The sequence below is a fragment of the Pedobacter sp. PF22-3 genome (assembly GCF_026239555.1).
Lineage (GTDB): Bacteria > Bacteroidota > Bacteroidia > Sphingobacteriales > Sphingobacteriaceae > Pedobacter.
The window spans coordinates 138,322-150,747 of sequence record NZ_JAPIVP010000001.1 but is presented as its reverse complement, the minus strand read 5'-3'; the positions used below and the strand labels follow the sequence as shown (position 1 = coordinate 150,747).

10 protein-coding genes and 1 other RNA gene are annotated in these 12,426 nt (G+C 36.9%); 9 read left to right on the top strand and 2 right to left on the bottom strand.

The window, feature by feature from the left end; genetic code table 11:
• Positions 1 to 127 precede the first annotated feature (127 nt).
• The 3 genes from OQX63_RS00650 to rnpB all read left to right on the top strand — a co-directional run bounded on the left by OQX63_RS00650 (position 128) and on the right by rnpB (position 1,834).
• Entirely contained in the window at positions 128 to 778 is a 651-nt protein-coding gene (locus OQX63_RS00650; protein ID WP_265848963.1) for an SCO family protein, read from the top strand.
• A gap of 81 nt (positions 779 to 859) precedes the next feature.
• The gene (locus OQX63_RS00645) at positions 860 to 1,282 is read left to right on the top strand and encodes a c-type cytochrome (protein WP_265848962.1); all 423 of its coding nucleotides are present in this window, start codon (positions 860 to 862) and stop codon (positions 1,280 to 1,282) included.
• Between the two features lie 170 nt (positions 1,283 to 1,452).
• Positions 1,453 to 1,834, top strand: an RNA gene (rnpB, locus tag OQX63_RS00640) — RNase P RNA component class A.
• Here rnpB and OQX63_RS00635 read toward each other — a convergent pair.
• Entirely contained in the window at positions 1,834 to 2,715 is an 882-nt protein-coding gene (locus OQX63_RS00635; protein ID WP_265848961.1) for a polyphosphate kinase 2 family protein, read from the bottom strand. The two genes, rnpB and OQX63_RS00635, sit on opposite strands and share 1 nt — an antisense overlap.
• 141 nt (positions 2,716 to 2,856) lie before the next feature.
• On the opposite strand from OQX63_RS00635, the gene OQX63_RS00630 reads away from it, so the two are divergent.
• Together OQX63_RS00630 and OQX63_RS00625 are read left to right on the top strand one after the other, a co-directional pair.
• Positions 2,857 to 5,313: a transglycosylase domain-containing protein gene (locus OQX63_RS00630; protein WP_265848960.1), complete on the top strand. Its 2,457-nt coding sequence runs from the start codon at positions 2,857 to 2,859 to the stop codon at positions 5,311 to 5,313.
• 174 nt (positions 5,314 to 5,487) lie between these two features.
• Positions 5,488 to 8,661 (top strand): peptidase MA family metallohydrolase, encoded by a 3,174-nt coding sequence (locus tag OQX63_RS00625; protein ID WP_265848959.1) that lies wholly within the window; start codon positions 5,488 to 5,490, stop codon positions 8,659 to 8,661.
• Positions 8,662 to 8,823: 162 nt separating this feature from the next.
• On the opposite strand, the gene OQX63_RS00620 is transcribed toward OQX63_RS00625, so the two are convergent.
• Entirely contained in the window at positions 8,824 to 9,174 is a 351-nt protein-coding gene (locus tag OQX63_RS00620; RefSeq protein ID WP_090496344.1) for a GIY-YIG nuclease family protein, read from the bottom strand.
• 133 nt (positions 9,175 to 9,307) lie between these two features.
• Here OQX63_RS00620 and OQX63_RS00615 point away from each other — a divergent pair, with 133 nt between their 5' ends.
• The 4 genes from OQX63_RS00615 to bioD all read left to right on the top strand — a co-directional run bounded on the left by OQX63_RS00615 (position 9,308) and on the right by bioD (position 12,420).
• A complete protein-coding gene (locus tag OQX63_RS00615; protein WP_265848958.1) occupies positions 9,308 to 10,084 on the top strand; it encodes an XRE family transcriptional regulator in 777 nt (258 codons plus the stop codon).
• 80 nt (positions 10,085 to 10,164) lie between these two features.
• Entirely contained in the window at positions 10,165 to 10,617 is a 453-nt protein-coding gene (locus OQX63_RS00610) for a hypothetical protein (RefSeq protein ID WP_265848957.1), read from the top strand.
• A gap of 73 nt (positions 10,618 to 10,690) precedes the next feature.
• Positions 10,691 to 11,812 carry an aminotransferase class I/II-fold pyridoxal phosphate-dependent enzyme gene (locus OQX63_RS00605; RefSeq protein ID WP_265848956.1) on the top strand — a complete coding sequence of 374 codons (1,122 nt, stop codon included), beginning with the start codon at positions 10,691 to 10,693 and terminating at the stop codon, positions 11,810 to 11,812.
• On the top strand, positions 11,812 to 12,420 hold the full coding sequence (bioD, locus tag OQX63_RS00600) for a dethiobiotin synthase (protein ID WP_265848955.1): 609 nt from the start codon (positions 11,812 to 11,814) through the stop codon (positions 12,418 to 12,420). The genes OQX63_RS00605 and bioD overlap by 1 nt, the downstream gene beginning before the upstream one ends.
• Positions 12,421 to 12,426 lie beyond the last annotated feature (6 nt).

The following is a 12,426-nucleotide window of genomic DNA, read 5'->3' as shown; positions in this document are numbered from 1 at the left end:
AGTCTAGTGTTTATCACTCTGAATTTATTATAAGGGTCTTTGATGCTAGATAGATGCTGAAATAAATTCAGTATGACGATGTCTCGACACAAAATTACCTTGTATATTTACACTTTAAAATAACATCATGAATAAAATCACTGCTTATTTAGCTACATCTCTACTAGCTGTTTCTATATTTACTGCATGCAAACAAGAAAGAAAACTTCCATTTTATGGGGAGCGCCATGCTGAAACCGTTAAAGATGCTGCAGGCGTAGAAAAAATTGATACGGTTTACCAAACCATTCCTGCTTGGTCTTTCTTAAACCAGGATAGTGTTGTAACAACCAATAAAGCAACAGATGGCAAAATTTATGTAGCCGATTTCTTCTTTACCTCATGTACAACCATCTGCCCTACCATGCACCGTAATTTAATGACAGTTTACAATGACTTTAAAACCAATCCAGATATCATGTTTGTATCACACACGATTGATTTTAAATATGATAAGCCTCATGTTTTGAAAAAATATGCTCAAAAACTAGGCGTAGATGGTCCGAAATGGCAGTTTCTTTACGGTACCAAAGATAGTGTATATACTTTGGCTGAAAAGAACTACTTGGTAGCTGTGGGTGAAGACAGCACTGCTAAAGATGGTTATATCCACCAGGGATATCTGGTTTTGATTGATAAAGACAGACGGATCCGCGGCGCTTATGATGGTACCAAGGAAGAACAGGTGGCGCAGTTGAAAAAAGATATTCCGGTTTTATTAGCGGAGTATAAAAAATAGATTTTTATTAGCATTATAAAACTTTGACAACTTTAATAGCAAATTTGCCATTAAAGTTGTCAAAGCTAATCTAACAAACCCATGCGCAAATATATCACCAGTTCATTTTTTTTACTTTCAATTATTGTTGTAATCATTTCCTGCCAAAATCAGGAAACCATCGATCTGCAAAATTATATGTCGAATGGAAAAGATATCTACAAAACTAAATGTCAGAATTGCCATGGTGAAAATGGTGAAGGTTTAGGTCAGCTGGCACCTCCGTTAACTGATTCTGTATTTTTAAAGGCAAACAAATCTCGTTTGGCCTGCTTCATCAAAAACGGTGCAAATGAAACTTTGATCATCCACGGTAAAGAATACAAGGAAAAAATGCCTGCTTTCCCCGAACTGGCAGATATAGATGTAGCACAGGTAATGGTTTTTGTAACCAATTCATTTGGCAACAGGCAGGGCTTTGTTCCTTATTCGCAGGTTTCAAAAGATTTGCAGAATTGTAAATAGCAAGGTTGATGATCAATTAGATATTCATCATCACGGTCGTCACCCTGAATTTATTTCAGGGTCTTATGTACAATAAAGATGCTGAAATAAATTCAGCATGACGATATCAAGAGATAAAATCTTATAGTTTCTTTATGTCTTTCTGATCAAAAAAAACCATCTTTGCACAAAATGCAGGTTGTTCTATCGCTGTTTCGAATAAATCGGAAGAGAGGAAAGTCCGGGCAACGCAGGGCATCCCGCTTTCTAACGGAAAGGGGTTCAGGAATGAAAACCTGAGCCACGGATTAGTGCAACAGAAAATATACCGTCCCGATTTTACATCGGGATAAGGGTGAAAACGTGCGGTAAGAGCGCACGAGCATTGCAGGCGACTGTAGTGGTTTGTAAACCCCGGGAGTTGAAAGACCAAATAGGCTAACGTACGTAGGGCTGCCCGTCCGATGTTAGTGGGTAGGTCGTTAGAGATAAACGGCAACGTTTATAGTAGATAAATGATAGAAATCCTGAGCAATCAGGAAACAGAACCCGGCTTATAGACCTGCATTTTTTTATTCGTCTAATAGAATACGTTTGGTTTCGCCAAGCTTAGCTTCCTCCTCCTCATCTAATACAGGAAATTTCAGATCAAGGCTTTTTAACTTATGTTCAATAATTTCGCTTATGGCGAGCCTTGTAAACCATTTTTTATCTGCAGGTATGATGTGCCAGGGAGATGCTGTTGTACTGGTTTCGTTAATTGCATCCTCATATGCATCCATATATTTATCCCACAAAGCTCTTTCTTTAATATCTCCCGAAGAAAATTTCCAGTTTTTAGTAGGATCATCAATACGTTCTAAAAAACGTTTTTTTTGTTCATCCCGGCTCACATTTAAAAAGAACTTTAAAATTACCGTTCCATTGTCTGTTAAATGTTCTTCAAAATTTTTGATACTCTTATAACGCTGTTGCCAAAAGCTTTTGTTGATCTTCTTAACATCTTGAAAACCCGGAATATTTTCGCTTAAAATATATTCGGGATGCACCTTGCAGACCAAAACGTTTTCATAATGAGAACGGTTATGGATCCCTATCCTACCGCGTTCAGGCAAGGCTTTATAATGTCTCCACAAAAAATCATGCTCGTATTCCTCTGATGTGGGCACTTTAAAAGTGTATACCTGGCATCCCTGAGGGTTTAGTCCGCTCATTACATGTTCAATGGCACTGTCTTTACCAGCGGCATCCATTGCCTGAAAAATAATCAGAACAGAATGTTTACCAGAAGCATATAATTTCTCCTGTAAGTGGTTCAGCTCTATTTTCGAATTCACCAATGCATCTTTAGCTTTTTCTTTATTATAACTGCCAGTAAAATCAGTTTTATGGTTTTTTAAAGAAAATTTCTTATCTCCTTGTATAATTAATCCTTTAAATTCGTTTTTCATCATTATATATTATTTTTAGCTAAATCGATGCGTCGATAATTTAAATATAGAACTAAAAAATAAGTAAATTAAATACGTTAATTTGCATATAGAGTTTTTTATATTTAACGCCACAGCTTTTACCTAAAGATTATCTTATCCAATATGTTTAAAGAGATAAAAAACAAGTACTTACGTTATTTTGCAATCGTTTTATTTTTTATAATAATTTTCTTTTCTGCCCTGCAATTAAACTTTTTATGGTTATTTGGTTATTCACCAAGTGTTCGTGATATAAAAGCACCTACCCTGCGTGTGGGTTCAGAGCTTTACACAGCCGATGGAAAACTGATTGGAAGATACTTTAAAGAAAACAGAACGCCTGTAAATTATAGTGATATTGCACCTAGCGTAATACATGCACTGGTTGCTACCGAAGATGTGCGTTTTTACAAACATTGGGGTATTGATGTTCAGGCCGTTGGCCGCGCTGTTATAGGTTTAGGAAAAGATGGCGGTGCGAGTACCATTACTCAGCAATTGGCCAAAAATCTTTACCGTACACGTTATAACAAATCGCAGGGCTTATTAATTAAAATCCCTTTGGTAAGAACATTAATTGTAAAGCTAAAGGAGTGGATGACAGCCGTAAAGTTAGAAGCTAACTACTCTAAAAATGATATCATTACCATGTATCTGAATACCGTATCTTTCGGTAACAATACTTATGGCATAAAAACCGCCAGCCGGATTTACTTTGATAAAGAAACAAAAGATTTGGCTACTACAGATGCGGCTATGCTGGTGGGCATGTTAAAGGGAACAACATTATATAATCCAACCAAAAATCCTGTAAAAGCCTTAGAAAGAAGAAATGTGGTGCTTGCGCAGATGAACAAGTACAATTACCTTAGCAAAGATAGCTTAACACAACTATCAAAGGAGCCTATTAAGCTAAAAGAAGGTAAAATGCAGGATGGTAGCGATGGCGATTCTTATTTAAGGGCAGCTGTGGCAAAATATTTGGAGAAATGGTGTACTGATAATGGTTATGATCTTTATGAGGATGGACTAAAAATTTACACCACCATCGATTCTAAGCTCCAAAAATATGCAGAAGAAGCCGTTGCAGATCAGATGAGAATTTTGCAGCGCAGGTTTTATAGCGTTTGGGGGAACGAAGATCCCTGGTACGATTCGGAAAAACAAAAAGTGGATTATCCGGACAGAGCGATGAAAAATCTGCCGATTTATACGCTTTTGCAAAAGAAGTTTCCTAATCATCCAGATTCTGTTGCCGCCTATTTCAATAAAAAGAAAAGGATGCAGATTTTTACCTATAAAGGCGATCGCGATACTTTATTCTCTACCTTAGATTCGATCCGTTATTACGGAAAAATCATGAATACCGGAATGATGACCATGGAGCCTGCAAGTGGTAAAATTAAAGTTTGGGTGGGTGGTATAGACCACAAATTTTTCAAGTACGATCACGTTAATCAATCTAAACGCCAGGCAGGTTCAACCTTTAAACCATTTGCTTATCTAACGGCTTTAGAACAAGGAATGAGTCCTTGCGATAAATTTACCGATAAACCAGTTAAAATAGCTTATCAGGATAAGGGTGAAACAAAATATTGGGAGCCTAAAAATGCCGATTACAGTGTTTCTTACCGCGAAATGAGTTTACGCTGGGCAATGGCAAAATCAGTAAATACCATTACTGCACAGGTAACCGAAAAGGTGGGCTGGGATAATGTAGTAAAGTATGCGCATGAATGTGGCATTGATAGCCATTTAGAGTCTGTACCATCTGTAAGTTTAGGCTCAAATGATGTTACTGTTTACGAAATGGTAAAAGCCTACGCTACCTTTATGAATAAGGGGATTAAAACAGACCCTATTTTAGTAGAAAAAATTACCGATCAGGACAATAATTTAATAGATGAATTTAAGCCTAAAACAAAAAGGGTTTTAACAGAAGAAATTGCCTGGTTAATGACTTATATGTTCCGTGGTGGTATGGAAGAGCCGGAAGGTACCTCACAAGCACTTTGGGAATGGCCGGATCTCTTTAGAAAAAACAATCAGATTGGTGGTAAAACAGGTACCTCATCTGATTATGTAGATGCCTGGTATATGGGGCTAACCAAAGATTTGGTAACCGGTGTTTGGGTAGGTTGCGATGAAAGGACGGCACACTTTAAAAATGGCGAACAAGGAGAAGGATCAAGAACGGCGCTACCTATTTTTGCTAAGTTTATGGAAAAAGTATACCTCGATCCAAATTCAGGGTATACTTATGGTCCATTTCCAAAAGCAACAGTTAATATTACCAGAACCTACAACTGCCCTAGCCCACGAATTATTAGAGATACGACATCAACCGATAGTGTAGCTGTTGATTCTACTGATTTTACTGTTCCCACCGAAATACCAGTTACTACTGAACCGGTAAACAATGAACCTGAAGTTAAAAAAGAGGAAAAGAAGGCAGAGCCTGCTCAAAGTCCCGTTACCCCTACGGTTCCACTTACCAGAAAAGAAGAACGAGAACTGAGAAGAAAACAACGTCAGGAAGAAAAGGAAAAAAAGAAAAACGAAGAAACCAATCAGCAATAGTTTTTTTGGATCGAAACAAGTAGAAATAGTTCGCTATATATGTGAATTAGATAATAGGATTTTAAAAAAGTGTTAAATTTTTAATACTCTTTTAAACAATTATTACTTTTATTTCCAGATTTATTACCATTTCATTTTTGTAAATTTTGAACAATTATTACTAAAAACACATATATGAAAATAGGCTCTACTTTATTAAGGCGATATTTTTCTTTATTGCTCCTGCTTATTCTTTCTTTTTCAGTTAAAGCCCAATACTTCGGACAAAATAAGGTAAGATATAAAAAACTAGACTTTAAGGTGTTGCAAACACCCCATTTTGAAATCTATTATTATATCAAAAATGATAAACTTTTAAAACGTTTTTCGCAAGATGCCGAAACCTGGTACAAAATGCATCAGGAAGTTTTTAGAGATACTTTTTTAAAGAAAAACCCTATAATCCTATATAATAACCACCCCGATTTTCAACAGACAACTGTGCTTAACGGCGAAATTGGAATTGGTACCGGTGGAGTAACCGAGGCATTAAAAAATCGGGTAATTATGCCTGTTATGGAGTTAAATAGCCAAACAAGGCACGTTTTAGGCCATGAGCTTGTTCATGCTTTTCAATACCATCTCCTACTCGAAAAAGATTCGATTAGTTTAGAAAACGTTGGACAAACACCACTATGGATGGTTGAAGGGATGGCCGAGTATTTATCAATCGGAAAGAAAGACGCATTTACTTCCATGTGGATGAGAGATGCCATGTTGAACCGTGATATTCCTTCATTAAAAGATTTAACCAATTCTAATAAATATTTTCCTTACCGTTATGGTCAGGCATTTTGGACTTACATCGGTTCGCAGTATGGCGATACGACCATTGTTCCGCTGTTTAAGAATACAGCAAAATATGGTTATGAAAATGCCATCAGGTACACTTTCGGTTATGATGATAAAACACTATCGGGCTTATGGAAAAATTCAATCGATGCACATTACAAGCCGATGCTGAAAGCAGATAGTTCGCAGATTAAAATTACAGGTACAAAAATTATCGACAATAAAAATGCAGGCAATATGAACGTTGCCCCTGCCCTAAGTCCGGACGGAAAATATTTAGCATTTATGTCGGAGAAAGACCTTTTTGGCATTGATTTATTTCTCGCAGATGCTAAAACCGGTAGGATTATCAGAAAACTCAGCAGCCAGATCTCCAATGGCCATATTGATGATTTCAACTTTATAGAATCAGCCGGTGCGTGGTCGCCGGATAGTAAACAATTTGCCTTTAGTATCTTCAGTCATGGTAAAAACCAGATGATGATCATCAATGTTTCAAACGGAACTACAGTTTCTCAAACAGCAATGGGTCAGGTACAACAATTTGGTAATTTAACTTGGTCGCCAAATGGAAAAGATATCGCTTTTTCTGGTATGGTTGAAGGACAGAGTGATATCTTCTCTTATAATCTGGATACCAAAGCCGTTACTCAGATTACTAATGATGTGTATTCTGATTATGCGCCAAATTACTCTCCAGATGGTAAAAAATTGGTGTTTTCATCAGATCGAGCAGCCATTCAGGCCAATGTTAATAATGCCGTATTGCCAATAAACCTCGCCGTTTATGATATTGCAGCTAAAACGGTAAGCAATTTGGACGTTTTTCCAGGAGCGAATAACTTAAATGCACAATTTTCTGCTAACAGTCAGAACATCTATTTCCTGTCTAACAGAGATGGCTTTAGAAATTTATACAAATACAACTTTGCAGATAACACTGTTGATCAATTAACGGATTATTTTACAGGAATTAGTGGAATTACCGAATTTTCGCCTGCAATTTCTGTCTCTGCAACAGATGATATTGTATACAGCTATTATCGCTACCAACGTTATACCTTGTATAATGCTAAGCTAAGCAGTTTCAAGGCAAAAAGGATTGGTAATCAGGAAGAAAATTTTGATGCGGCTATACTACCTCCAATGGAAAATATTGGTGTAAACATTATCAATTCCAATTTAAATAACTTTGACCGTTTCGAAAAAATAGTGGCCGATTCGATGAAAACTGTGCCTTACAAACCAAAATTTCGGTTAGATTATTTAGCGAATAGCGGTGTAGGTGTTTCAACCAGCCGTTTTGGAACTGGTGTTTCTGGTGGTATCGTAGGCATGTTCAGCGATATATTGGGTACGAACCAGATTATAGCTAATTTATCGGTAAATGGAGAAATCTACGATTTTGGCGGCTTGGTGGGTTATATTAATCAGAAAAGCAGAATAAACTGGGGTGCCGCCGTTTCGCATATTCCATACGTTTCTGGTTTCAGATCTTATGGTTATCAAAATATACCCACAGGCGATAATACGACTATTAATGCCCTGGCAGACAGAACCGACATTATTAGAACCTTCGAAGATCAGCTGCAGGTTTATGGGGCCTATCCCTTTAGTAAAATACACCGGTTTGAGTTGGGCGGTGCATTTTCTCATTATAGTTACAGGGTAGATCGATATAGTAATTTTTATAATTCGGCCGGTAACTACATTGGTTCAGACCGTAGCAGAATTTCTAACGATGTAGCTTCTAATGACTACGGTATTCCATTCAACTCGTTTACGCTATATCAATTAAATGCAGGCTTTGTAGGTGATAATTCAATATTTGGCCTTACCGGTCCATTAGATGGTTTCAGATATCGTGTAAGTGGTGAAAAATATTTTGGTACTTATAATTTTGCGGGTGTAACGGCAGATCTTCGTAAATATTGGAGGGCTAAGCCGGTAACATTTGCGGTAAGAAGCTATAATACCTTAAGAATCGGTAAAGATGCAGATAGGCTTTATCCCATGTATCTGGGTTATCCTTATCTGATAAGGGGTTATGAATCAAACTCCATTTACAAAAGCACTTCCGCTCGATCAACAGGATCTTTTGATATCAACCAGTTAACAGGAAGTAAAATAGCTGTATTTAATTTTGAAGTTCGTTTGCCATTTACAGGACCTAAAAAATTGGCTGCTATACCTTCTAAGTTTTTGTTCTCTGACCTGAATTTATTCTTCGATGCAGGATTGGCCTGGACCAACGATACTAAAGTGAAATTTAAAAGTGAGCCAACTTACACTACTGAACCTGTTTTAGATGCAAATAAACAACCCGTTGTTGATGACAAAGGAAACCCGGTTACCTATCAGGCTACAACAGAGCGGGTACCGGCAATGAGTGTTGGTATATCCTTAAGGGTGAATGTTTTTGGTTATTTTGTATTAGAACCTTATTATGCAATTCCTTTTCAAAGAAAAGATGTTAAAACCGGAGTATTTGGTTTAACTTTTGCACCAGGATGGTAAGAATTGAATCATGACTGATTAAATAAATAGATCATAAATATAATTACTGCTTGAATGATGAGGCTCAAAAATCCTTTTCATTCAAGCATTTTTTTAAACGCATATTTATAAATCATGATTTCTAATAAAATTCAATCTGTAAACATCAAAGCTTAAAACTGACTAAGACAGGCTTGTAAATGATAGCTTAACCTGATTATTGATATTCCGATGTAAAAGAATATTTTCGAAATCAAGGCCTATAGTTAAATCAATCCAATCTGGATTACACGATCTTACCAGGCGTTCCTTCTGCATGCGTGTAAACCGGCTAATTGACTTAAAGCGCACCAAAGCCTGTGCTTCTGTTTTAAATTCTTCAAAATAAACCAGGCGGGTTAACTGCTGCCCATTATCAAAAAATAAGTTTGGCATCTGTTTGTAGAAATCCAGGGTCTTTATTAAATCTGAGCTCATGCCCACGTGCATACTTGTACGATTTCTGTCGGTAACGATATAAACAAACTTTTTCATGATTTTATGTTTAAAATTTAAAACTAAACTATTTAGTATGTACTCTTGCAAATCAAAATAATATTACTAACTTTATGAGCATAAAATTACTAACTATTTTAGCAATTCCAAATTTATTTTAAAATTTATTTTTATGTCAAATATTTCAAATAATTTAAAGTACCTCAGAAAGAAAAAAGGCCATACACAGCAGAATTTCGCTGATATTATGGAAATCAAGAGATCGCTTATCGGGGCTTACGAGGAAGACCGTGCGGAACCTAAATATGATTTACTAAAAAAAATAGCCGAATACTTTGATCTTACCATTGATGAATTCATCAATGAAAAAATATCTGACAGCTGGAAACCCAAACCAAAAAGCCAGGGATCTAACCTAAGGGTGTTGAGTATTTCTGTTGATCAGAACGATCGCGAAAACATCGAACTGGTTCCGGTTAAAGCCAGTGCTGGTTATTTGAACGGTTTCTCAGATCCTCAATATATTAGCGATTTGCCTAAATTTCAACTGCCTTTGGCTGCATTAAGACAAGGCACTTTCAGGGCTTTCGAAATCATGGGCGATAGTATGTTACCAGTTCAGCCAGGGAGTGTAATTATCGGTGAGTATATGGATAACTGGAATGAAGTAAAAACTGGCGAAACTTATATTGTGATTAGTAAAAATGAAGGTGTAGTATATAAAAGAGCAGGCAATCGTTTCAGGGAAAATAAAGATTTGAAATTGATATCAGATAATAAAGTATACGATGCTTATACGATAGCTGCTGACGATATCCTCGAAATCTGGAAAGCTAAAGCCTATATATCGACATCATTACCTGAACCTACACCAGACCCAACTATGGAAACATTGACGCAAATGATGGCGCAGATGCAGAAATCAATTTCCCAATTGAATAAAAATTAACATTTTTTAACAAGTGCCGATTAAACCGTTTGTGTTTTTATCTATCTATTGATATAACAAACACATAAAAAACACATAACATGAAAAAGGCGATTTTAACAGTAGCAATTGCAGTAATGGGCTTAACCGCTGCATTTGCTCAAGACACAACAAAACATGCAAGAAGGGCAATGCCTAAAATGACTGCCGAGCAAAGAGCAGAAAAGGTAACTTCCAGAATGGAGAAACAACTTAGCTTAACTACTGATCAAAAAAGCAAGATTTACGCCATTGAGTTAGAAAATGCAAAGAAAATGGAAGCCTGGAGATCTGCTGATAAAGGCGATATGAAAGGCAAGATGAAAGAACGGAAAGCAGCAATGGATGAGCAAAAAGCTAAAATAGATGCTGTTTTAACTGCAGATCAAAAAACTAAAATGGACGCTTTCCGTGCCGAAGCCAAAGAGAGAGGTGAAAAAATGAGAAAAGGTATGGGTAACAGCGGTAGAAAAGACAAAGCACCGGTAGTGTCTAATCCTCCTGCGCAAGGATAAATAGTAAAACAGTAATTAATTATATTTTTGAAAGCGTTTCGATTATTCGGGACGCTTTTTTTACTTTTGAGCGATGTGTAAAATTGAACAGTTTATTGGCAGTAAGCTTCAGGAACGGAAAGATAAGCTTTCGATCAGGAATTTATCCACAAACACCCCTCCTGTTGATTTTTGTTCTAATGATTATTTAGGTTTTGCGAGATCTGGTGAATTAAAGCATTTGATTGACGCTACCCTGGCGTCAATGCCCGATTATCTGAATGGCGCTGGTGGTTCGAGGCTATTAAGCGGAAATACACATTTTACAGAAGAAACTGAACAGTTTATTGCCGATTTTCATATGGCTGAAAGTGGATTAATCTTTAACTCAGGTTATGATGCCAATGTTGGGCTCTTATCTAGCGTGCCGCAACGTGGCGACACCATTATTACTGATGAGTTGATTCATGCGAGTATTATAGATGGCTGTAGATTAAGCCATGCTACGCGTTTTAAATTTCACCATAACGATATAAACGATCTGGAGGATAAGCTTAAACTCGCCAAAGGGAACATATTTGTGGTGGTAGAAAGCGTTTATTCAATGGATGGAGATATAGCACCTTTATTAACGGTATCTGATCTTTGCGAGCGTTATTCTGCCAATTTGATTGTGGATGAAGCCCATGCTACAGGCATTTTTGGTGAAAACGGACGAGGATTAATCAATCAACTTAACTTAAATGATCGGGTATTTGCACGCATTGTAACTTTTGGAAAAGCCTTGGGCATGCATGGAGCTATTGTTTTGGGCAGTAGAAATCTGCGCCATTATCTTATTAATTTTGCCAGATCATTCATTTATACCACTGCGGCCCCGATTCATAATATTGTTGCAGTTAATTGTGCATATCAATACTTATATCAAGTTGACCAGCAGCTCATCCATCAAAAAATTGCATTATTCAGAAAAGCATTAAAAAAATATCAGATCAAGGCGCTTGACAGTGAAAGTACCATCCAGGGTATTTTGTTTTCATCAAACGAAGCAACCAAACAGGCTGCTGCCAACTTGCAAAGCAAAGGTTTTGATGTACGGGCAATATTAAGCCCAACAGTAGCACTAGGCAAAGAAAGGCTCAGAATCTGCCTTCACACTTTTAATACCAGCGAAGAAATGGTCTCATTGGTTAATCACCTTAAAGAATTAAATTAATGGATAAATATTTTATAACAGGCATAGGAACAGGTATCGGAAAAACATTGGTGAGCGCTATTTTAACCGAAAAGTTAAAGGCCGATTATTGGAAACCGATCCAATCAGGAGATTTAGATACCAGCGATAGTATCACAATAGGTAATTTAATTGGTAACACACAAACCGTTATTCATCCGGAAAGTTATAGGTTAACAAAACCCTTATCGCCGCATTTATCGGCCAGTTTAGATGGTGTTGACATTGATCTGGATAAAATCCAGATTCCCTTAACTGATAATAACTTAATTATTGAAGGCGCTGGCGGTTTGATGGTACCCTTAAACGAAAACGAACTAATTGTAGACCTGATCAAGAAACTGGAAGTAGAAGTGATATTAGTTTCACAAAATTATCTGGGCAGTATTAACCATACACTGTTATCGGTCAACCTGCTTAAACAGTACCAAATCCCGATTAAGGGTATCATTTTTAACGGCGATGAAAATACGGAGACCGAAAGATATATCCAGCAGTACAGCAAGGTAAAAACATTGGGCCATGTACCTCAATTAAGCCATCTTGATAAGGATCAGGTAACAATTGCTGGCGAGTATATTTCGCTTTAAAAACGC